Origin of the sequence: Nonomuraea mangrovi, from assembly GCF_042681425.1 — a bacterium.
Lineage (GTDB): Bacteria > Actinomycetota > Actinomycetes > Streptosporangiales > Streptosporangiaceae > Nonomuraea > Nonomuraea mangrovi.
On the sequence record NZ_JBHUFV010000050.1, the window covers coordinates 39,943 to 60,500 of the forward strand.

20 protein-coding genes are annotated in these 20,558 nt (G+C 72.6%); 9 read left to right on the plus strand and 11 right to left on the minus strand.

Annotation, left to right across the window (positions count from 1 at the left end; all coding sequences use genetic code 11):
• Window positions 1–19: 19 nt before the first annotated feature.
• Window positions 20–1,303 (minus strand): MFS transporter, encoded by a 1,284-nt coding sequence (locus ACFSKW_RS32855; protein ID WP_379576402.1) that lies wholly within the window; start codon window positions 1,301–1,303, stop codon window positions 20–22.
• Window positions 1,304–1,382: 79 nt separating this feature from the next.
• Here ACFSKW_RS32855 and ACFSKW_RS32860 point away from each other — a divergent pair, with 79 nt between their 5' ends.
• The 3 genes from ACFSKW_RS32860 (at window position 1,383) to ACFSKW_RS32870 (ending at window position 4,301) form a co-directional block, all read left to right on the plus strand.
• Window positions 1,383–2,258, plus strand: coding sequence for a LysR family transcriptional regulator (locus tag ACFSKW_RS32860; RefSeq protein ID WP_379576404.1), 876 nt, complete (start codon window positions 1,383–1,385; stop codon window positions 2,256–2,258).
• Between the two features lie 208 nt (window positions 2,259–2,466).
• Window positions 2,467–3,294: a class I SAM-dependent methyltransferase gene (locus tag ACFSKW_RS32865; protein ID WP_379576406.1), complete on the plus strand. Its 828-nt coding sequence runs from the start codon at window positions 2,467–2,469 to the stop codon at window positions 3,292–3,294.
• 215 nt (window positions 3,295–3,509) lie between these two features.
• A complete protein-coding gene (locus tag ACFSKW_RS32870; RefSeq protein ID WP_379576408.1) occupies window positions 3,510–4,301 on the plus strand; it encodes an SDR family NAD(P)-dependent oxidoreductase in 792 nt (263 codons plus the stop codon).
• 31 nt (window positions 4,302–4,332) lie between these two features.
• Here the strand turns inward: ACFSKW_RS32870 and ACFSKW_RS32875 are convergent, their stop codons facing one another.
• On the minus strand, window positions 4,333–7,239 hold the full coding sequence (locus ACFSKW_RS32875) for an ATP-binding protein (RefSeq protein ID WP_379576410.1): 2,907 nt from the start codon (window positions 7,237–7,239) through the stop codon (window positions 4,333–4,335).
• A gap of 145 nt (window positions 7,240–7,384) precedes the next feature.
• Between ACFSKW_RS32875 and ACFSKW_RS32880 the strand changes: the two genes are divergently transcribed.
• Both ACFSKW_RS32880 and ACFSKW_RS32885 read left to right on the plus strand, forming a co-directional pair.
• Window positions 7,385–8,440 (plus strand): questin oxidase family protein, encoded by a 1,056-nt coding sequence (locus ACFSKW_RS32880; protein WP_379576412.1) that lies wholly within the window; start codon window positions 7,385–7,387, stop codon window positions 8,438–8,440.
• Window positions 8,441–8,625: 185 nt separating this feature from the next.
• Complete coding sequence (locus tag ACFSKW_RS32885) at window positions 8,626–9,234, plus strand: dihydrofolate reductase family protein (protein ID WP_379576414.1); 609 nt, start codon at window positions 8,626–8,628, stop codon at window positions 9,232–9,234.
• A gap of 52 nt (window positions 9,235–9,286) precedes the next feature.
• On the opposite strand, the gene ACFSKW_RS32890 is transcribed toward ACFSKW_RS32885, so the two are convergent.
• The 5 genes from ACFSKW_RS32890 to ACFSKW_RS32910 all read right to left on the minus strand — a co-directional run bounded on the left by ACFSKW_RS32890 (window position 9,287) and on the right by ACFSKW_RS32910 (window position 13,003).
• A complete protein-coding gene (locus tag ACFSKW_RS32890) occupies window positions 9,287–10,015 on the minus strand; it encodes a DUF2071 domain-containing protein (protein WP_379576416.1) in 729 nt (242 codons plus the stop codon).
• A 239-nt stretch (window positions 10,016–10,254) separates the two neighbouring features.
• A complete protein-coding gene (locus tag ACFSKW_RS32895) occupies window positions 10,255–11,049 on the minus strand; it encodes an SDR family oxidoreductase (RefSeq protein WP_379576418.1) in 795 nt (264 codons plus the stop codon).
• Between the two features lie 131 nt (window positions 11,050–11,180).
• Window positions 11,181–11,687 (minus strand): inorganic diphosphatase, encoded by a 507-nt coding sequence (locus ACFSKW_RS32900; RefSeq protein WP_379576420.1) that lies wholly within the window; start codon window positions 11,685–11,687, stop codon window positions 11,181–11,183.
• 174 nt (window positions 11,688–11,861) lie between these two features.
• Window positions 11,862–12,233 carry a hypothetical protein gene (locus ACFSKW_RS32905; RefSeq protein ID WP_379576422.1) on the minus strand — a complete coding sequence of 124 codons (372 nt, stop codon included), beginning with the start codon at window positions 12,231–12,233 and terminating at the stop codon, window positions 11,862–11,864.
• A 284-nt stretch (window positions 12,234–12,517) separates the two neighbouring features.
• Window positions 12,518–13,003, minus strand: coding sequence for a GNAT family N-acetyltransferase (locus ACFSKW_RS32910; RefSeq protein ID WP_379576424.1), 486 nt, complete (start codon window positions 13,001–13,003; stop codon window positions 12,518–12,520).
• A 178-nt stretch (window positions 13,004–13,181) separates the two neighbouring features.
• Here ACFSKW_RS32910 and ACFSKW_RS32915 point away from each other — a divergent pair, with 178 nt between their 5' ends.
• The gene (locus tag ACFSKW_RS32915) at window positions 13,182–14,240 is read left to right on the plus strand and encodes a Glu/Leu/Phe/Val dehydrogenase dimerization domain-containing protein (RefSeq protein WP_379576426.1); all 1,059 of its coding nucleotides are present in this window, start codon (window positions 13,182–13,184) and stop codon (window positions 14,238–14,240) included.
• A 114-nt stretch (window positions 14,241–14,354) separates the two neighbouring features.
• Window positions 14,355–14,852, plus strand: a complete 498-nt coding sequence (locus tag ACFSKW_RS32920; RefSeq protein WP_379576428.1) for an anthrone oxygenase family protein — start codon at window positions 14,355–14,357, stop codon at window positions 14,850–14,852.
• Between the two features lie 22 nt (window positions 14,853–14,874).
• Here ACFSKW_RS32920 and kstD read toward each other — a convergent pair whose 3' ends face one another.
• Window positions 14,875–16,656, minus strand: coding sequence for a 3-oxosteroid 1-dehydrogenase (gene kstD, locus ACFSKW_RS32925; RefSeq protein ID WP_379576430.1), 1,782 nt, complete (start codon window positions 16,654–16,656; stop codon window positions 14,875–14,877).
• Between the two features lie 87 nt (window positions 16,657–16,743).
• On the minus strand, window positions 16,744–17,976 hold the full coding sequence (locus ACFSKW_RS32930) for an amidohydrolase family protein (protein ID WP_379576432.1): 1,233 nt from the start codon (window positions 17,974–17,976) through the stop codon (window positions 16,744–16,746).
• Window positions 17,977–18,029: 53 nt separating this feature from the next.
• On the opposite strand from ACFSKW_RS32930, the gene ACFSKW_RS32935 reads away from it, so the two are divergent.
• A complete protein-coding gene (locus tag ACFSKW_RS32935; protein WP_379576434.1) occupies window positions 18,030–18,440 on the plus strand; it encodes a DUF4259 domain-containing protein in 411 nt (136 codons plus the stop codon).
• On the opposite strand, the gene ACFSKW_RS32940 is transcribed toward ACFSKW_RS32935, so the two are convergent.
• Window positions 18,430–19,089, minus strand: coding sequence for a hypothetical protein (locus tag ACFSKW_RS32940; protein WP_379576436.1), 660 nt, complete (start codon window positions 19,087–19,089; stop codon window positions 18,430–18,432). The two genes, ACFSKW_RS32935 and ACFSKW_RS32940, sit on opposite strands and share 11 nt — an antisense overlap.
• 104 nt (window positions 19,090–19,193) lie before the next feature.
• Here ACFSKW_RS32940 and ACFSKW_RS32945 point away from each other — a divergent pair, with 104 nt between their 5' ends.
• A complete protein-coding gene (locus tag ACFSKW_RS32945; RefSeq protein WP_379576438.1) occupies window positions 19,194–19,598 on the plus strand; it encodes a hypothetical protein in 405 nt (134 codons plus the stop codon).
• On the opposite strand, the gene ACFSKW_RS32950 is transcribed toward ACFSKW_RS32945, so the two are convergent.
• Entirely contained in the window at window positions 19,595–20,497 is a 903-nt protein-coding gene (locus ACFSKW_RS32950) for a hypothetical protein (protein WP_379576440.1), read from the minus strand. The genes ACFSKW_RS32945 and ACFSKW_RS32950 overlap by 4 nt on opposite strands.
• Window positions 20,498–20,558: the final 61 nt, after the last annotated feature.

Genomic DNA, 20,558 nt, shown 5'->3' on the forward strand with positions numbered 1-20,558 from the left:
CACGGTGATGCGCATGGCTTCAGCTCCTGGGGTCGGTCGGTCGGGGCGGCCGGTGCCCCGTCGTGGCCATGGTGAGTTCTTGGTCGACCGAGGTCTGCGGAGGCTTCCCCGCCGCCCGGCCGGCGGTGACGCGCTCCAGGACCCACAACGCGACGGTCCCGGCCGAGAGGGCGGCGCCCAGGACGCACACGCCGGTCCAGCCGCCGTGCACCCAGACCGCCGAAGTCAGCGCGGAGCCCACGGCGCCGCCGATGAACAAGGAGGTCATGAAGGCGGAGTTGATCCGGTTGCGAGCCTCGGGCCGGAGCGCGTAGAGGACGTTCTGGCTGCTGTTGAGCACCGCCTGATGCGCCAGGTCCAGCACGATCACGCCGACGAGCAGCCAGACCAGCGAGCGTGCTCCCGTCGCGATCGCCAGCCAGGACGCCACCAGCAGGACCGTCCCCGCGCCGGTCACGGTCTGGACGTGCCCGCGGTCGGCCAGCCGCCCCGCCACCGTGGCGGTCAGCGCACCCGCGGCGCCGACCAGGCCGAACAGGCCGATGGCCGACTCCGACCAGCCGTACGGCGGCCGCACCAGCAGAAAGGTCAGCGCCGTCCACAGCACGCTGAACGAAGCGAGGCTCAAGGCGGCGATTCCTGCCCGCCACCGCAGCAGCGGCTCGTACCGGTACATCGCGACCGTCGAGCGCAACAGCTTCGGGTAGGACAGGCGTCTGTCGTCCCCGCCGAGCCGCGGCAGGAAGACGCGCAGCAGTACGGCCATCAGGGCCATCAGGACCGCGTTGACCCAGTAGACCGTCCGCCAGCCGCCCACGTCCGACAGCGCTCCGGACGCGGTGCGTGCCAGCAGCAGGCCGAGCATCAGCCCGGTCATCACCGTGCCGACCACCCGGCCGCGCTCGGCCGGGGCCGCCAGCGTCACCGCGAACGGCACCACGACCTGCGCTCCCACCGAGGTCAGCCCGGTCAGGGCCGTACTGGCCAAGAGCACTGTGCCGTTGGCCGCGGTGGCCGACATCAGCAGGAACACCGCGGTCGCCGCATAGAGGGACACGGCGAGCAGCCGCCGCTCCACCAGGTCGCCGAGCGGCACCAGCAGGATCAGCCCCAGCGCGTACCCGGCCTGCGCGGCCGTCACCACCAGCGCCGCCAGCGAAGGTCCAAGCCCCAGTTCCCGGCCGATCAGATCAAGCAGCGGCTGCGCGAAGTAGTTGCCCGCGGCCGCCAGCCCGGTCGCCACCGACATGAGCAGGAGCAGCCCGCGCGACAGGCCGCTGTCCTGAAGTCTCGCCGTCGTCATGCGTCCAGCCTCGACGATGGACGATCAATGAGTCCAACGCATGTTTGTCATCGAAGCGATCGTGTACCACGATTGATTCGTGGAGCTTCAGCAGATGCGCTACGTCGTCGCCGTCGCGGAGACGAGCAACTTCACCCGCGCCGCCGAGCAGTGCCAGGTCGTCCAGTCCGCGCTGAGTCACCAGATCGCCCGGCTGGAACGTGAGCTGGGCGCCAAGCTCTTCGAGCGCACCAGCCGCCGTGTCCGGCTGACCTCGGCCGGCGAGGCGTTTCTCCCCGCGGCCCGCCAGGCTCTGGACGCCGCCGAGCGGGCCAGGGCCGAGGTGGCGGCCGCCGCAGGAGAGATCCGCGGCCGGCTCGCCATCGGCGCCATCCCCACCGTCGTCGCGGTCGATCTGCCGGCCGAGCTGAAACAGTTCCACCTGCGGCATCGGGAGGTGCGGATCAGCCTGCGTTCGGGCGGGAGCGAGGAGCTGATCGAACGGGTGCAGCAGGGCACTCTGGACGTCGCCTTCCTGGGACTTCCCCTGGGCGTACGGCCCAAGGGCGTCCATGGCCGCGAACTGGCCCGCGGCGACCTCGTCGCCATCGTGGCGCCCGGCCACCCGCTGGCGGACAGGGAACACGTGGACCTGCATCAGCTGTCGGACGAGCCGTTCGTCGACTTCCCCCCACGCACCGCCGCGCGGGCCCAGACGGACGAGGCCTTCGCAGCGGCAGGAGCCCGGCGCGAGGTCGCCTTCGAAGTGACGACCGTGGACTTCATGGCCCGCCTGATCCGACAGGGCCTGGGCGTCGGGATGCTGCCGGCCGCCTTCGTCCCCGACGTCCCCGACCTGCCGGTCCTCCGGCTTCGCGATGCTCCCGCCCGGATGGAGCACCTCATCTGGAGTCGCTTCCCGCCATCCCCTGCCGCCGCTGCGTTCCTGTCCGGCCTCGGTATCTCGGCGGCGTGACCCGCACGATCGCCGGGCTCGTGACGTCGAGTGCGCGGTGAGACGGCAGCCGGCCGAGCCGGGCCGGCCCGCGCCCCCGGCGTGGAGCCGGCGCGGGTCGCGGCGACGCGGGTTCCGGTGGCCTCCGCACACCCCCTCCGACGGTCGGTCAGGACGCCATCAGGCATGATGACTCTGAGTGGGGACTCGCGTGCGGAAGGTGATCGTTGTGGGCGATGAGGTGCGGGCCGGATCCGTGATGCTCACCAGCGACTGGATGGCCGTGATCCGGTCCAGGGAGCGCGACCAGGCGGACGCCTATCTGGACGATCCCTGCGCCGCCGCGTTCGTCACCGCTGAGTCCGAGGCGAGCTACGACGAGATCCGCAGCAAGGGGCTGCCGTCGGAGGTGGTGCCGATCAGAGGGCGGCTCGGCGACCAGACGCTCATCGAGTCAGGCGTACGGCAGGCGGTGTGCCTGGGCTCGGGCACCGATTCCCGCGCCTACCGGCTGCCGCTCGACCAGGGCTTCAACTACTTCGAAGTCGACCTTCCCGGCCAGCTCGCAGGGAAGTCGGAACTGCTCGGCGCGGCCGGGTTCGCCGCCAGATGCCGGGTCGAGGTCGTGGAGGCGGACCTGCGCGACGACGGCTGGACGGCCGCGCTGCTCGCCGCGGGCTTCGACCCTGAGCAGCCGGTGCACTGGATCGCGGAGGGGCTGTTCTACTACCTCACGAAGCCGCAGGCCCGGGCGCTGGCCGAGGCCATGAGCGAGATGTCGGCGACGGGCTCGTGCTTCACGTTCGACGGGCCGCACGACCGGTTCCTCACCGATCCCGCCCGGCAGGACTTCCTGCGGAGGATGGGCGAGCTCGGCTCGCCGTTCGTCGGCTCGTTCCACGACCCGGTGGAGTGGCTGGCGCCCTACGGCTGGCAGGCGCAGGCGACGCTGCACGGCGACATCGCCGAGGGTCGCTGTGACTGGCTGCCGCCGCTGCCCGACCGGTTGCGGGCCATCATCCAGGACGTCTGGTTCGTCCGCGCCCGTCAGGCCTGACGTCATTCGGGGCGGCAGGCGGGTTCTCGCCCGCTTCAGCGGGGCGCCTCGCCCTCTTCCAGGTCTGGCCGGCTGGGTCAGGGTCCGCCGCCGCCCGGCCTGGTCACGCAGGCCCGCCGGAGGTTCGTCGGTCGACTCCGCGAGTCGCCGCCCGTTGCGGAAGGCTCCTCGCGCGCGGCAGCGTGGAGGGAACGGTGCCGCACAGGGGAGGTCTCGTGGAACTCGGGCTGAGAGACAAGGTCGCCGTCATCACCGGCGGCAGCGCGGGCATCGGCCTCGCCGTGGCGCGAAGCCTGGCCGCCGAGGGCGCGCATCTCGTTCTCGCGGCACGCGCCGCCGACCGCCTCGAGGAGGAGGCGCGCGGCATCCGCGAAACCTACGGGGTACGGGCCGTGCCCGTCGCGTGTGACGTGGCGACGCGGGACGGCACCACCGCCCTGGCCGCGGCCGCCGAGGAGGCCTTCGCCGGCGCGGACATCCTCGTCAACAACGCGGGCGCGGGGTCGAACGAGACCATCCTCGACGCTCCGGACGAGAAGTGGCAGGCCTACTGGGACCTGCACGTCATGGCGGCCGTACGGCTGGCCCGCGGCCTGGTCCCCGGCATGCGGCGGCGGGGCGGCGGAGTCATCCTCCACAACGCGTCGATCTGCGCGGTGCAGCCGCTGTGGTACGAGCCGATCTACAACGTGACCAAGGCCGCGCTCATGATGTTCTCCAAGACGCTGGCCGCCGAGCTGATCGGCGACGACATCCGCGTCAACTGTGTCAACCCCGGCCTGGTCCTCACCCCGGACTGGGTGAAGACGGCGAAGGAGCTCACGGCGGACAGCGGCGGGGACTGGCAGGGCCACCTCGACGAGGTCGCCAGAGAGCACGCCCCCATCAAACGCTTCGCCACACCCGAGGAGGTCGCCGACTTCATCGTCTTCCTGTGCTCGGATCGGGCCGGCTACTCGGTGGGCTCCACCTACTTCGTCGACGGCGGGATGCTCAAGACGGTGTGACACCGTGCCCCCGTCCGGGCGGGCTCGCGGGTCAGGTCGCGAGCAGGCGCGAGGTGCGCTCGCTCTCGAACCGCGCGCCGATGCGGCTCCACCGGCCCAGCGACTCCTCGAAGGCGGCCGCGCCGTACAGATGGCCGCGGGCGCGCGCCAGGCAGGCGGCGGCCCACTCGTTCTCACCGGCCGACTCGGCGGCGGCGGCCAGGCGGCGGTCCGCGTCGGGCAGGCCGGCGAGGACGGCCAGCTCGGCCCCCGCGGCGCGGGCGTAGGCGGCCGACCAGCCCGTGGAGGTGCCGGTGAAGGCCCGGCAGACCAGGGCCGCCGCGTCCTCGACGGTGCCCGTGTTCACGGCGACGCGGGCGTCCACGAAAGCGGCGAAGACCATGGGGCCTGGGGCGGCCTCGCCCGTGTCCAGGGCGCGCTCGGCGCGGGCCCGCCAGAGCCGGTACGCGCCGTGCTCGCCGCGCAGGCCGTGGGCGAGCGCGATGGCCGAGGCGGCGGGGGAGAGCCAGGCGGCGATCGGCATGCCGGAGCGCCGCCAGGCCTCCCACATGGGCTGGGCGTGTTCCAGCGCCTCGTCGAAGCGACCGAGCAGCACCAGCGGCGGGATCAGCTTGCCGGCGGAGCGGTACGGGTGAGCGCCGAGCAGGTCGTCGCGGGTGATCCGCTCGGCCGTGGACAGCGCCGCCTGGAGGTCGCCGGTGGCGAACGCGCAGAGCCAGGCGTTGTGGAAGGAGTCGAGGATCTCGGCCGCGGAGGCCGGGTGGCGGCGGTCCATCAGCTCCACCAGCGCCAGCCGTTCCCGTGCGATGCGGTACGCCCGGCGGAACCGGCCCGCGCGGATCGCCAGCGTGCCGGGCGCGTCCAGGGCCGCGCTGATGAGGATGGGGTCGCCTGCGGCGCGCGCCGCCGCCACGGCGGCCTCGGCGAGAGCCGGCTCGGGCGACGTCTCGAGGAAAATCTCGCGCGCCGGAGCAGAGGAGGTCTCGGCGAGGGACGGTTCGGGGGAGGTCTCGCGCGCCGCCGCCACGGCGGCCTCGGCGAGGGATGGTTCGGGCGGTGTGTCGGGGGAGTCCTCGCGTGACGGAGCAGGGGAGGTCTCGGACAGCGTCTCGGGCCAGGGAGGGCACCAGGCGTCGGCGGCGGCCAGGTGGGCGGTCACCACGGGATCGCCGGGCTCGCCCGCCATGGCCGCCTCGTCCAGCAGCTCGCGCAACCGCCGGCGGGGGACCGGTTCGGGGAAGCCCGAGGTGAACCTGCCGGCCGTGACGACGGCGTCGGCGAGCGCGATCGTGCGGGCGTTGCCGTCGTCCGCGGCCTCCGCCTGAGCGGCGGACTCCACGAGCAGGTCGAACGCCCCGCGGGCGAGCCCCACCGCGAAAACGACCTGCGCGGCGGTGCGCAGATCCGCGGCGGAGTCCGAGGCGGTGGGGGCGCGGCGGGCCGCCTCCTTGAAGTGCTCCAGCGATTCGCTGACCAGGCGGCGGGCGTAGGCGAGGTGGCCGAGCGAGCGCGCGAGGCGGTGCGGAAGCACGCCGGGGCCCGGTGGGGCGTTCCGCAGCGCCGCCCGCAGGTCGTCGCACACGGCGTCGAAGCGCTCCCGCCACTGCTCGCCCTGGTGCTCCGCCAGCGCGTGCGCGGTCTCGGCCGCCCACCGCAGGTGCAGGTCCCTGACCTCGTCCAGGTCGCCGCTCGCCGCCAGCCGGTCGAGACCGTACGCGCGAACGGTCTCGAGCAGCAGCCAGGAGCCCGCCTCCCGGCCTCGGACGACCAGGCTCTTGTCGACCAGCCTGCCCAGGACGTCGGCGACGGCGCTCAGGGAGTCGAAGGGGCCGACACCACGGGTGGCGTAGGGGGCGACGCTTCGGGAGTCGACTGGGCCGACACCACGGGTGGCGTAGGGGGCCACGCTATGGGCGGCGTCGAGGTCGAACGCGCCGGCGAAGACGGCCAGCCGGGGGAAGAGGGCCCGTTCGTCGTCGGCGAGCAGGTCGTGACTCCAGCCGATCACCGCGCGCAGGGAGCGGTGCCGCTCGTCGGGGTGGCGGCTGCCCGCCAGGAGTCGCAGCGTGTCGTCCAGCGCGGCCAGCAGGCCGTCCGCCCCCAGCGAGGCGCAGCGGGCGGCGGCCAGCTCGATCGCGAGCGGCATGCCGTCCAGCCGGGCGCAGATCTCGGCGACGACCGCAGGTTCCGCCGTGAAGCCGGGATCGACCGCGGCGGCCCGGTCCGCGAACAGCGCTTCGGCGTCGGAGGCCAATGGCAGCGGCGAGATCGGCATCACGTGCTCGCCCGGCACGCCGAGCCGTTCGCGGCTCGTGGCCAGGACGGCGACGTCAGGGCACTGGGACAGCACCCGGTCGGCGAGAGTGGCCGCGCTGTCGAGCACGTGCTCGCAGTTGTCCAGGATCAGCAGCCGCCGCTGCCCGCCGAGCGCGCACGCCACGGCGTCCTCCAGCGACCGGCCTGGTGACTCGCTCACCCCGAGCGCCCTGGCCACGGCCCCTGCGACCTGCCCTTCTCGCACCGGGACGAGGTCCACGAACGCCCCGCCCAGCGGGAAGTCCTGCGCGGCGGCCTCGGCGACGACCGCGGCCAGCCGCGTCTTGCCGACCCCGCCCGGTCCGGCCAGGGTCACCAGCCGCCGGGGCCGCAAGAGAGCCAGGACGGCGTCGCGTTCGTGCGCTCGTCCGGTGAAACCGGTGCGCCAGGTGGGCGTGCCCGCGATCCGGCCGAGGGGAGAAGGGGCGTCCGGTGCCCGCCCGGCGATGGCGGCCAGCGCCCGCCGGTCGGCGACGCCGTACTTGCGCAGGAGCGAGGACACGTGATTCTCGACGGTGCGCACGGAAAGGTGCAGGCGGCCCGCGATCTGGGCGTTCGACAGGTGCTCGTGGAGGAGGGCCAGCACCTCTGCCTCGCGCCGCGACACCGATTCCGGGCTCACCTGACATATCTGACCACCATCCCAGGGGTTTTGAGTAGGTGGGCTCTGCGTGGTCGATGCGTGGCCGGCACGGATGTCCTCCTCCGGCGTTCCGGCGCAGACTGGTCCCCTTCGGCCACCTGGCGATGCGAATGGGGTGACGTCTGTGAGCGGCGGCGTGCTGAACGAGGCCTACGAACGGTTCCACCGCACCGGTCCCGAATGGGGGGAGGACCAGCTGACCAACCACGGCCCGATGGCCGTGGAGGTGCTGGTACGCCGGGGGCGGGCCGACCACGTGGACCGCTGGGTGCAGGCGTACCTGGACCGGCTCGACGAGATGCCCTCCCGCACCGCCGACATCACCGACGCGGACTGGGCCGAGGCGCTCGGAGACGGACGGCGGGTCGGCGACTGGACCACGTACTTCGGCCGGGCGCTGGAGGAACGACCGTGGCGCGAGGTGCTGGCCACCTGGTGGGCGCGGCTGCTGCCGGGGATCGTGGCGGGCACCACGCACGGCGTCATCAGGGTCGGGCACGTGGTGCGCGCGCTGCTCGCCGGCGCCGAGAACCCTGCCACCCTCGGCGAGCTCGCCCACGGGCTGGCGTTCTGGGCGGCCAGGTCCCGGCCCGTGCCGGCCGCGGGCCCACCCGCGGGGCGACTCAGCCCGCTCGCGGCGCTGGATGGCATCCCCCGGATCCCCGACCAGCGCGGCAACGTGGCCGGCCGGTTCGGCCAACTGCCGCACCTGGCCGGCTGGGAGGCGGCGGTGGCCGGGCTGGCCCCCGCCACGACACCGGACGAGGTGCCCGGCCGGCTGGCGGACCTGGTTGCAGCGGCCACGCTGCGCTACCTGGCCCATGGGCACGGGCAACCCGTCCTGCTGGTGCACACCGCCACCGCGCCCAACGCGGTGCTTCACGCCCTGCCGGCCCTGCCCCGCGAGCTATGGGCGCCGAGCCTGACCGCGATCTGGACGACCACCGCGGCGATCTACTCCGCCTACGCCCCGCCCGACGGCGCGCCGCGCACGGCGCTGCCCGTCCCGCCGTCCGGCTCCGGGGCCGTCGCCGAGGTGCTGGACAGGGCGATCGCCCACGCCGACGAGCACGTCATCAAGTTCACCGACACCGCGGCCGAGGTCTACACCCGCACCGGCCACCCTGACGCGCTGGCCGCCGCCCTCCGCGCCGCCGACCTCATCCACCCCACGCTCTAGGCGGCCTTCCGCCGTCACCACCGCAGCCCGCCCGCGACATCGCGGGCGGCCTGCGACATCGCGGCCCGCCGCGCGTCAGAGGGAAGCCTTAAGGAATCCGTAAGCGGACTCCGCCAGGCTGAAGGCAGATCGAGAACAGGGAGCCGGACAGGCCGGCTCTTCGCACCGCGACAAAGGAGTGGCAGATGGCGAGCAGGCTGGTTGTTTCGACCTTCGTGTCGTTGGACGGCGTCATGCAGGCCCCCGGCGGGCCTGGCGAGGACGACTCCAACGGTTTCCAGCACGGCGGATGGCTGGCGCCGCACGTGGACGAGGGGTTCGGCCGCATCATGGACGAGCAGTTCGACCGCGCGGACGCCATGCTCCTGGGACGCAGGTCGTACGAGATCCTCGCCTCGCACTGGCCTGGCGTGCCCGACGAGGAAGGCGGCGCGAAGATCAACAGCATGCGGAAGTACGTCACCACGAGTACACCGATGAACGCCGAGTGGCGCAACACGGAGGTCCTGGTGGGCGAGGCCGCGCAGACGGTCGCCGACCTCAAGCGGCGCACCGACGGCGAGATCATCGTCCAGGGCAGCAGCGACCTCATTCGCACGCTTCAGGAGGCCGAACTGGTCGACGAATACCGGCTGCTGGTCTTCCCCGTCGTCCTCGGCGAGGGAAAGCGGCTGTTCGCCGAGGGAACCACTCCGGCCGGGCTGAAGCTCACCGGGACGTCCAGCACCGACGCCGGCGTCGTCTACATGACCTACGAGTGGGTGGGCAAGCCCGTGTACGGCTCCGTCGCCTAGCGCAGGCTCTGGTCGTAGGGTCGCGCGAGGTCGCCGACCGCGCTCGGGTGCCTCAGCGGGCGCCGGCCATGGCAGGCAGGGAGCGCCAGACCACGGGGACGTCGCGCATGACGAGGGCGCAGTCGAGGGTGGCGCTGCCCGCGGGGAAGCGGCGGGTGTCGTCGAAGAAGGAGGACTCCGCGGAGTCGATACGGCAGGCCTCCAGGCGCCAGGCGTCGGTGCCCAGTTCCATGCCGTCGAGGTGCCGGCCGGATCGGGTCGCGGAGAAGCCCCTGGAGCCGTCCTGGAAGAAGGCCGAGGCCTCCGCCAGGTCGGCGAAGAGCTCGCTGCCCCGCAGCTCGTCGGTCACCTCGACGGTGACGTCCACCCGGGTGCCGCCTCCTCTGGTGGCGTACGCGACGTGCAGGCGGTCCCTGGTCTCGTGGATGTCGAAGTCGGCGCGGCCGTGTTCGCCGGGGAAGACGCGGCCGCCGGCCCAGACCGTGAGGCGCGAGGCGGTGTCGCGGCGCGGAATGTAGACGCCGGTCTCGACCCCGGCGGGGCCGTCCCATTCGACGGCGATCCGGTGCGCGGCGTTCTCGGTGCGCAGCCCGAGCGCCTTCGGGGCCCAGACGGGCCGGACCCCGCCCAGCCGCAGCAGGCAGATGCCGGCGACGGCGTGGCCGTTGACCAGGTGGGGGCGCAGCGGCTCGGGCAGGAGATCCGCCGCGGCCTCGGGGGCGACCCGGTAGTTCACCAGCAGTCGCCGTTCGACGACGCTGGACAGACGTGTCTGCCTCATGACCGCTCGCTTTCCGGTACGGGACGCCACCTGGGGCGGCGCAACGCGATCTGCTCGGGACGGACGGCGCTGAGGAACCTGCCGACGCGGGTGGCCGGTCGCGCCTCGGCCGGCGTGGAGAAGATCCAGTGTATGGAAGGAGCGGTTGCCCTCGCGGCGCTCGGTGACGAGCCCGCTCCCTTGAGCACGCCGAGACGCCGGGAGATCGACGGGCCGCTGATGGCGAACAGGCCGGGGTGTCATCGGTCCTGACGTAGCCGCTCGGCCAGGAAGTCCTCCCAGGTACGGTGGCCCACGGCCCGCTCCGGAGCGAGGTTGGCACCTTTCCGGTACGCCGCGGCGGCCTTGCCCGGCGTTCTCACCTGTATGACCAACCGGCGCTTGCCGCTGGCCCGCAGATAGCCGCGGGCGAGCTCCTTCATCCCGTACACCCGCGGCCCCGCGATATCAGGCACCAGACCGGCCGGCTCACCCAACGCCAGCTCCACCAGCCGCGCCGCCACCTCACCGGCGTCGACCGGCTGGAACCGCATGCCACCCCACAACGGCATCACCGGAATCCTGGCCATCTGCCGCAACGTCATCAGAACCCAGTCATGGAACTGGGTCGCACGCAGCGTGGTCCACGGCACCCCCGACTCCGCCACGATCCGCTCGGCCTCCCGCTTGGCCGCGAAGTACCCGAACATGGCCCGATCCAGGCTGCTGACCACCGGTACCCGGTCGACCCCGACGACCGAGATGTAGACCAGGTGCCGCACCCCCGCCGCGGACGCCGCCTGCACCAGGTTCCTGGCCTTGTCCTCGTCACCCTTGGCGCTGCCGGCGCAGTGCATCACCGTCTCGACCCCCTCCAGCGCGGCATCGAGCCCCTCGCCGGTGGACACGTCACCGGTCACGAACTCGACCCCGTCCACCGACGGACGCGCACTCCGACTGAGCACCCGCACATCACGGCCCGCGTCGCGCAGCAGCGGGACGACCAGGCGCCCGAGCGTGCCAGTGCCGCCGGTGACCAAGATTGGTGATGTCATGACTTCTCCACATTCATTCCGGCCTGGGGTGTTGTCCCCTCTACGGGTACGACCCCTGGCGAGGAAGGAATGTGACACGACGACTGGACACGACGAGCGGGACAGGTGAAGCGCACCACCGCGGCGCCGGGTCAGGCCCGAGAGTCCGAGCCCTCAGCCTGCCGTGCGAAACGAGCGACGGCCTCCTCGACCAGGCGCTCCGCGCACTCGCGCGGCTCCCACTCCCTGGCGTCGGCGGTCTTGCCCGGCTCCAGATCCTTGTAGACGGCGAAGAAGTGCCCGATCTCGCCCCGTACGTAGATCGGCACGTCCTCCATGTCCTGGTACCGGTCGAAGCGAGGATCGTCCGCCGGCACGCACAGGATCTTGGCGTCCGGGCCCTGCTCGTCGCGCATCCAGAACACCGCGACGGGGCGGGACCGGATCACGCACCCGGGGAACGTCGGCACCTCGCCCAGCACCAGGGCGTCCAGGGGGTCACCGTCCTCGGCCAGGGTGCCGGGCAGGAAGCCGTAGTCGTAGGGGTAGGCGGTGGAGGTGAACAGCAACCGGTCCAGACGGATCCGCCGCAGGTCGGCGTCCATCTCGTACTTGTTCCGGGAGCCCCGCGGTGTCTCCACGATGATGTCGAAGCGCATGTCGCCATCACCCCCTGCGGACCCATGCTCGCAGCGGAGAGGGGTAAACGGGCATCCCTCTCGGTCTCCGGGAAGCGGGGTGTGGTGTGGGGCTCAAGCCCTTCCCCGGCTGTCCAGGGGACCGGGGCCGGGGAGGGCCGTTCTGTAAGGGCGTTCGACGCCGCTGCTCCAGCGTCAGTCGTCGACGCCGCCACCTTCGGGACGCGTGATGTTGTCGTCGCCGAGTTCGTCGTCACCGCCGCCGCGCTGTTCCCGGCACTTCTGCGGGTTCTTGTGCCTGGCGCAGGGGTCGGCCGCCGAAGAGAGAACGGGAGCGGTCGCGACAGCGGTCCCGGCCACGGGTTCCGCGCTGGCGAGTTGTGCCGGCATCGTCACTGGGACGATGAGGGCCGAGGCTCCCATCGCCCCGGCTGCGAGCGCGTGCCTGATTTTGATCATGACAGATGACTCCAGGGTGAAATCAGTTGCGCCCCGGGCGGTGCCCGGGCTGACGGAAAGCCGAATCGGCATCGCCTTCGCCGATTCGACGTAAGAACGGAATTCCACGCTAATGAGCGAAAAGTCCGGCGGTCACCTGGGGAAAGACAAAGCCTGGAACCGGTCGGATTACCCTGCCGTCATGGAGAGTGACGGAAATATCGCATACTGTGACAGATCGCCACGCCATGACGTCGGGAACCCCTGTGCCCACTAGGGAAGGCCTCGCCTGCGCGGATGGCAATGTCTTGGCAAGTCGCCGCGCGAACAGCCCTTCTCCGGGCCGGAACGCAGCGGTTCGGCCCGAGAAGAGGTCACCTCGACGGTCCGCGACGCCGGTGGTCGAGGGAAGGTCAGCCGGTGAGGTCGCGGGTGTAGCGGATGCCTGGGCGGTCGTCCAGCGTCATCTCGCCGGTGGGGACGAATCCGGTGCGGGTCAGTACGGTTCGCGACGCGGCGTTGTCCAGCGTGGTCTCCGCCCGCAGCGTGGTCAGGCCGTATTCGGTGGCGGCCAGGGCGCACACCTGGCGGACGGCGCTCGTGGCGAGGCCCTGTCCTGAGGCGCTCTTGGCGATGCGGTAGCCGAGCTCGGCCGATCCGTCCGCCACGTCGATCAGGTTGACGCGCCCCAGCACGCTGCCGTCGTCGCCCACCAGGACGTGGAAGTGGTGGAGTCCGGCGGCCTGCTCGGCGACCAGGGCGGTCAGCCGTGCGTCGAACTCGGCGAAGTAGTCGTCGCCGCGGTCCGGGATCGAGGCGGCGAAGTAGGCGCGGTTCTCCTGCTCGAACGTCAGGAGGGCGGGGCCGTGGCCGAGTCGGAGACGCTGGAGGTCGGGCATGGGAGAACGCTATCGCGCAGCGGACGATCTCCGGCGCGCGAGCGTACGGACCCTGGAAGCCCCGCGCGGGCGCACGAGCGGGCCCCGGCAGCTTCGTCGTATTCGACGAAGAGGCGTGCCTTCGCGGTCCTTACTGTCGGACCCACCCCCAGGCGGCAGGACGGAACGAGGAGCGCGAGTGAAGATCGTGGAGCTGGGCTCGGTCGATGGGTTCATCGCCTTCGACCTGGACTGCCCGATGAGTGCGGGAGGCACGCGGCTGGCTCCGGACGTCACCCGCGGGGAGGCCGAGCTGCTGGCCCGGGCGATGACCTACAAGTTCGCCGTGCTCGGCGAGCGGATCGGCGGAGCGAAGGCGGTGCTGCGGGCCGACCCGGAGCATCGCGCCGCCGCGGTGGCCCGGTACTGCGAGGAGATCACGCCGCTCGTGCGGAGCGGGCTGTTCTTCACCTCGTCCGATCTGGGCACCAGGACCCAGGATTTCGTGACGCTGCCCGACTATCGGACCGACTCGGTCATGCACCAGGACGTCGGCGGCGAGCTGGTGGACACGATCGTGACGGGGCTCGGCGTGGTCGCCGCGGCCGACACCGCGCTCGACGGGCTCGCGGGGCGGACGCTCGCGGTCGAGGGGTTCGGCAAGGTGGGCGGCGGCGTGGTGCGCGAGGCGGCCAGGCGGGAGGGGCGCGTCACCGCGCTGTCGACCGCGCACGGCTGCGTGGTGGACGAGGCAGGACTGGACGTGGCCCGGCTGTTCGAGCTGCGGTCCCTGTACGGCGACGCCTGCGTCGGCCGGCTGGGCCTGCCCGTCCGCCCTCCCGCCGCGCTGTACGACGTGGCCGCCGACGTCCTGGTGCCCGGCGCGCGGACCGGGGTGCTGGACGGGGACAGGGCGGCCAGGGTGCGGGCGCGGGTGATCGCGCCGGCGGCCAACGTCCCGTACACGCGCAGCGGGCTGCGCGCGCTTCGGCAACGCGGCGTCGTGCCGCTCGCCGACTTCGTGTGCGGCGCGGGAGCCTCGATCGGATACCTCGCGGATCGGGCGGGGAAGGTGGGCGACGCGGAGTCGGCGGGGGCGCTGGTGAACGAGACGATCGGCCGGATCACCGCGGCGAGCCTGGCCCATCCCGACGGCCCGTTCGCCGGTGCGTGCGCCATGGCGCAGGAGTTCCTCGGCGGGTGGCGCGCTCCCTCCGAGCTGCCCGACGGCCCGCCGCTCGCGCCCGAGCCCGTGTAGGGGCGTCCGAGGCGTGGAACCGACAAATCGGTAGTTTTTCTACAGGCGCGCGGCAGGGTCGGTCCGCTACGGTCGTCCGGGGTGGACCCGCCCCCCACCTTTCGCTGGGAGCGCATGATGGATGTACTGCGGACACTGGCCCTGATCGCCGCGACGCTTTCGATGGGAATGGTGTCCAGCGTGTTCGCGCTCTACGCGCACACCATCATGCCCGGCCTCAAACGGACGGACGATCGCACCTTCGTCGGCGCTTTCCAGTCGATCGACAGAGCGATCATCAATCCGTGGTTCCTCGGCGGCGGTTTCCTCGGCGCCCTGCTGTTCGGCGTCGCCGCCGCGCTCACGCAGCTGGGCAGGCCCGCCCTGCCTTGGATCGTCGTCGCGCTCGTGCTGTACGTCGTCACGTTCGTCATCACGATCGCGATCAACGTGCCGCGCAACGACGCGATCAAGGCGGCGGGGCACCCTGACCAGATCGACGTGGCCGCGGTCCGTCAGCGGTTCGACGAGGCCAGGTGGGCCACGTTCAACATGGTCAGGGTGCTCACCAGCGTCCCCGCGTTCGCGCTGCTGATCTGGGCGCTCGTCCTGCACGGCCGGTCGTCGGTCTGACGGGCCCTGCGCGGGCCGGATGTCAGGTCGCGTCGGCGAGGTCGTCGGCGGCGACGTAGCCGAACGTCATCGCGGGGCCGAGCGTCGAGCCCGCCCCCGCGTAACTGTGCCCCATCACCGCTCCGCTGGCGTTGCCCGCGGCGTACAGGCCCGGAATGACCGATCCGTCCGCGCGGAGCACGCGGGCCCGCGCGTCCGTGCGCATCCCTCCCTTGGTCCCCAGATCGCCTGGGACGATCTTGATGGCGTAGTACGGCGGCAGCCACAGCGGCGCCAGGCAGGAGTTAGGCCTGATGGCGGGGTCGGTGTAGTAGTGGTCGTAGACGCTGTCGCCGCGGTGGAAGTCCAGGTCCTTGCCCGTCAGCGCGAAGCCGTTGAACCTGGTGACCGTCTGGCGGAGCGCCGAGGAGGGCACGCCGATCTTCGTGGCCAGGTCCCCGACCGTCCACGCCTTGTGGACGGCGCCCGCGGCGTACCAGGAGTCGGGGAACGGCAGGGTCGGCGCGATGTCCTTGAACAGATACCTGTTGCGGTAGTTCTGGTCGATGATCAACCAGGACGGGATGTGCGGCCCGCCCGCGTTGCGGTCGTACATGACGTGCACGACGTCGCTGTACGGGGCGCCCTCGTTGACGAACCGCACGCCGTCCCCGTTGACCAGGATGCAGCCCGGCAGGGTGCGCTCGGCCAGGCAGAAGTACGGTTCGTCGGGCAGCGGGATGGCCGGCCCCCACCACGCGTCGTCCATCAGGTCGAGGGCCGCGCCCGCCCGGCGGCCCGCCCTGATGCCGTCGCCGGTGTTCTCCTGGGCGCCGACCGTCCAGTCCGTTCCGATGGGCTGCCGCTGGAACTCCGTGCGCATGGCCAGGTTGTGCTCGAAGCCGCCCGAGCCGACGATGACCCCGCGAGCCGCCCTGACCAGCGTCTGCCCGCCGTTCTGCGCCACGACCACGCCCACGGCCCTGCCGTTCGCGTCGAACTGCAGGTCCAGCAGCGGGGTGTCGAGCCACACCGGCACGCCGGCGGAGAGCAGTCCCGCGCGCAGGCCGCCGGCCAGCGCCTGGCCCATCGTGAGGGGGATCTCGCCGCGCAGCGCGGCGGCGGTGTACCTGGCCACGCACTCGGCGGAGACGGCCGCGCCCTTGAGGCTGACGGCGGCGAGCGTGAGCCATTTGTAGTCGGCGCTGAACACGACCAGCCCGGCGGGCGTGGGGATGTAGGAGGGGTTGAGGTGGGCGAGCTCGGCGCCGAGAACCCTGCCGTCCAGCTGGTCGGGTTCGATGGACCGGCCGTTCGGCATCCCGCCCTGCAGCTCGGGATAGTAGTCGGAGTAGCCCTCCATCCAGCGGAAACGCAGCGGGCTGTTCCGCATGACGAAGGAGATCATGGCGGGCCCGTTGGCCAGGAACGCGGCCTGCCGGTCGGCGGGCGCCCCGCCGCCCACGACGGCGGCGAGGTAGGCGGCGGCCTTGGCGGGCGTGTCGGGGACGCCGGCGGCGAGGATGACCTCGTTGTTCGGGATCCAGATGCCCGCTCCCGAGCGGGCGGCCGAGCCGCCGAACGTGGGCGCCTTCTCGATCACCACGGTGCGCAGCCCGCGCTTGGCCGCCCGCAGGGCCGCCGTCATGCCCGCCGCGCCCGAGCCGACCACGACGACGTCGAAGTCGGCGACGGCGGAGTAGGCGGTGCCGCCGAGGCCGCCCAGGACGCCGGTGGTGAGGACGGCTCCGGCCGCGCCGCGTAACACCTGCCGCCTGGTGTGGCGTGGCGGGGGCGTCGGCTGGGGGTTCTGGTCCGCGGGCATGGCGCATCCCTTCGACGTGAGGCTGACCTTTGACCGGCACCTCGCGCCCGGCGCCCGAACGAAGCATGCGCTTGGTTGGTATGGCTGTCAACGGCGCGGCGGGGCGAACTCCGTGCTCGTGCTCGTGCTCGCGACCACCCGCCCGCCGACGACGACGTGCCGCGGCGGGGCGTGCAGCGTGAGGCACTCCCTGACCGTCCGCCCCTCCAGGACCACCAGATCGGCGGGCGCCCCTGGAACGAGGCGGTGATCGCGGCGGCCCAGCACGCGGGCGGCGTCCACCGTCACCATGTCGTACAGCCGGTCGAGATCGGCGTCGGCGCGGGCGTCCAGCAGGTGCGCGGCCAGGAACGCGACCTCCAGCAGGTTGTGCCGGCCGAAAGGGTAGTAGGCGTCCTCGATGTCGTCCTGCCCCAGAGCCACCGGCAGCCCCGCGCCGGCGAGGGTGAAGACCGGCAGGTGCAGCGGCCCCGTGTGCGGGTCGCTGACGAACCCCAGGCCCGCCGCGCGGCACAGCTCGATGAGCCTGCGCAGGTAGGGCTCGGGGTAGAGCGCCATCGCACGGGCGTGCTGCGCGCTGCCGCGCACGCCCGAGGCCAGCAGCGCGGAGGCGAGCATCTCGGTGGTGCGCAGACCGGGGTCGCCGGCGTCGTCGACCAGCATGGCCACCCGCCTGCCCGTACGGCGGGCGAGCTCGACCATCCGGCGCACGTGCTCGGCGGCGTCGGCGTCGGTGTACTCGATCCACGGGATGCCGCCCACGACGTCGGCGCCCAGCCGGATCGCCTCGGCGACCAGTTCCTCGGTGCCTGGACGGCGCAGCAGCCCGTCCTGGGGGAAGGCGACGACGCGCACCTCGACCCGGTCGCGGAACTCCTCCCTCAGCGCCAGCAGCGCCTCCACCCCGGTGAGCCCGGCGTCCGGGTCCACGTCGGCGAACGCCTGGACGGCACGGACGCCGTGCCGTACCGACTCCGTCAGCGCCCGCCTGGCGCGCTCCAGGACGGCCGCGGCGCCCTGGTCGCGTTTGACGGCGGCGGCGGTCTCGATCGCGTCCATGGCCGCGCCCATCGTGCCCTCGGTGTAGGCCTCGAGCGCCCGAGGGCCGGCCAGATCGAGCGTGTGCACCTTGCACAGGTGCAGATGGGCGTCGACGAACGGCTCGGTGACCAGCCGCCCGCCCGCGTCGATCACCAGGGTCGCGGCACCGGCCGCGTCGCGGTCCTCCGGGGCCACCGCGGTCAGGACGCCGTCGGCGGCGGCGAGCATCCAGGTGCCCGGCCGGCCTCGCAGGGTCGCGTCGCGGATGAGCAGATCCACACTGCCGACCCTACGGCCCCAGGATTGTCGGTGGGGTTCGCTACAACGTCCTCATGGGTGCGTGGGATGTGGGGCCGTTCGACAACGACACGGCCGCCGACTGGTGTGGTGACCTGCAGGACGCCGACGCTTCGCAGCGGCCGGTGCTGATCAGGCGGGCGTTGGCCACCGTCGTCGACGAGCAGGGCTACCTCGACAGCGACCTCGCCTGCGAGGCGATCGCGGCGGCGGCGATCGTCGCCGCGCAGCGGGGCGGGCCGCCGATCACGTCGGCCTACGCGCCGGAGTTCCTCAGGGCGGGCGGCGGGGTCGAGGTGCCCGACGACGTGGTGGCGCTGGCGGTTCGCGCGCTGGACCGGGTCGCGGGAGACGACTCGGAATGGCGGGAGCTGTGGGAGGAGGCCGACGCGGACGGCCGAGCGGCGGCGGCGTTCGCGCCCATCAGGGACGCCCTCACCCGGTAGTCGCCGTCCAGGCGTCGTGGAGGGCTCGGATCTCTTCGGGCGTGCTCTCTCGGGCGATGTAGGGGATGTCCAGGATGTGGCGGCTGTCGGGCAGCTGCTCGCGGACGACGCCGGCGTCCTTGAGGATCTGGGCGTACAGCGAGGCGCCGTCCATGCAGAACACGTCGATGACCGCGACGCGCCCGTCGAGGGCCAGCCGCACGTTGCCGGTGTTCAGGTCGATGCCGTCCCACCAGGGCATCCGCGCTCGATACTCGGTGTCGACGGCCGCGGCGGCCTGCCGTACCTCGTCGAGCGCCGGGTCGGCGGCCCCCTCCCGCCACTGGCGGGCGACCTGCTCGGCCCGCGCGGGTTCGAGCGGGGCGAGGAACTCCAGCACGGCCAGGGTGCCGCCGCCGTCCAGCGGCGTGTCGAAGGCGACGCGTGGCAGGTAGGGGTTGTCGGGCCTGCGGCGGCACAGATCGAGGAAGGCGGCGTAGGCCGGGTCGAACGGGCACACCCTGGCGACCCACAGCCCGTCGGGGGAGCGCAGCCCCGTCGCCCAGTCGCCGACGCCGCACGGGGTCCAGCCCGCCAGCACCAGCTCCGCCGTCGCCTCACGGTGGGTGATCGAGGGCCACGGCAGGTCGAGGAGAGCGTCGCTGAGCACCCGCGCAGCTTACGAGAGCCGGCCGGCCGGGCGCACGCGGGTTTCCTGCGGGTGCAACGGAGTTCCAAGCCGGACACAAGCGGGCGCGGGTAGATCTTGACCTCGTGAACACATTCCTCGGCGTGACCGCCGCCGCCGTCATCGTCCTCGCCGGTGCCACCCCCGCCGGCGCCGATCCCACCGTCTGGAAGTGGGGGCCGGTCCACTCCACCGACGGCCACGCCGAGGCCAGGGGCACGGTGGCCGTCGGCCAGTCGGGCTTCGTCGTGTCCGGCAGGCTCGTCGACACCAGGGGCGCGGGCTGCTCGTGGGTGCAGATCAGGGCGATGAGCAGCGAGAACGGCCGTTGGCGCACGGCCCGGTCCGCCAATTGCGTCCCTGGCGCGAGAGCCTTCCGCAAGGACGTCGGCAGTGCGCTGCAGGTCAGGGTCAGGGTGTGCAGAGGCACCGCCGCCAAGGCGACCGGGCGGTGCTCCAGCTGGAAGACCGTCTACACCCAGGGAGGCTAGCGGCCGCACGCCGTGCAGGGCGGGCGGGTGATCCGGTAGTAGGAGAACGAGGCGACGGCGAGGCCGAGGCCCCAGACGACGTAGGCAGGGACGGCCACCCACATGAACGCGGGCTCCTCAAGGGTGCCGTCGATGGTCTCGCCCACCATCTGCCCGACGCCGGTGCCGAAGTAGGCCAGCATCGCGCCCGCGATCCCGAAGCCGGGGCCGACGACCAGCCAGCGCGGCACCCTGCGCCCCGCCAGCGGCAGCACCCACCGGGGCCAGACCCTGCCCCAGCCGTGCACCAGCGCGAGCGGCAGCAGGACGCCCGCGAGCAGGAAGCCGAACTCGAAGACCAGCAGCGAGGGGCTGGTGGCGTAGGGGACGCTGACACCCATGGTCAGCTGCGCGACGATCCTGGTCAGGCAGCCCGCCACCGCCGCGTAGGCCGCGATGTGGCCCCAGCGGGGGGTCGCGTCGAGACGAGGGACGCCGACGCACCGCAGGCAGTCCGCCGTACGGCGGCGCTGCCACGCCAGGGCCGTGGCCCCCGCGAGCAGGCCGACGGCCGCGCAGCTCGCCCTGCTGAGGAAGGCGGCGGGGTCACGCGGGATGCCCAGGCCGGGCAGGATGCCGCCGACGACGTCGAGCAGGAGCATCGCCGAGGCCGACAGCAGGCTCATGCCCAGCGCGTACGCCGCGAGCACCAGCGGCAGCCGGCCCCTGCTGACCTGCAGTCCCGCGACCACGAGCGCGACGCCGGCGCACAGGGAGATCACCACCCAGGAGGGGAACATCACGTCGGAGCCGAGCACCCAGGCGGGCGCGCGGCCTGCCGCCCAGTAGGCCTGCACGGCCCCGTAGGCCACGGCGCCGACCAGGGCGGCCCACGGGGTCCACGTCATCCATCGCGTCATGCTCACACGCTCGCGCACGGCGGCGGCGTGGCCCTCACCTGGGAGGGTGAACCGGCTCCCC

Bases quoted from the DNA above. Each gene is read 5' to 3' on its own strand.
- ACFSKW_RS32910 (WP_379576424.1), bottom strand. From the start codon at position 13,003: ATGCCCGACCTCCAGCGTCTCCGACTCGGCCACGGCCCCGCCCTCCTG.
- ACFSKW_RS32935 (WP_379576434.1), top strand. From the start codon at position 18,030: ATGGGTGCGTGGGATGTGGGGCCGTTCGACAACGACACGGCCGCCGAC.
- ACFSKW_RS32920 (WP_379576428.1), top strand. From the start codon at position 14,355: ATGATGGATGTACTGCGGACACTGGCCCTGATCGCCGCGACGCTTTCG.
- ACFSKW_RS32890 (WP_379576416.1), bottom strand. From the start codon at position 10,015: ATGAGGCAGACACGTCTGTCCAGCGTCGTCGAACGGCGACTGCTGGTG.
- ACFSKW_RS32900 (WP_379576420.1), bottom strand. From the start codon at position 11,687: ATGCGCTTCGACATCATCGTGGAGACACCGCGGGGCTCCCGGAACAAG.
- kstD (WP_379576430.1), bottom strand. From the start codon at position 16,656: ATGCCCGCGGACCAGAACCCCCAGCCGACGCCCCCGCCACGCCACACC.
- ACFSKW_RS32895 (WP_379576418.1), bottom strand. From the start codon at position 11,049: ATGACATCACCAATCTTGGTCACCGGCGGCACTGGCACGCTCGGGCGC.
- ACFSKW_RS32950 (WP_379576440.1), bottom strand. From the start codon at position 20,497: ATGACGCGATGGATGACGTGGACCCCGTGGGCCGCCCTGGTCGGCGCC.
- ACFSKW_RS32885 (WP_379576414.1), top strand. From the start codon at position 8,626: ATGGCGAGCAGGCTGGTTGTTTCGACCTTCGTGTCGTTGGACGGCGTC.
- ACFSKW_RS32855 (WP_379576402.1), bottom strand. From the start codon at position 1,303: ATGACGACGGCGAGACTTCAGGACAGCGGCCTGTCGCGCGGGCTGCTC.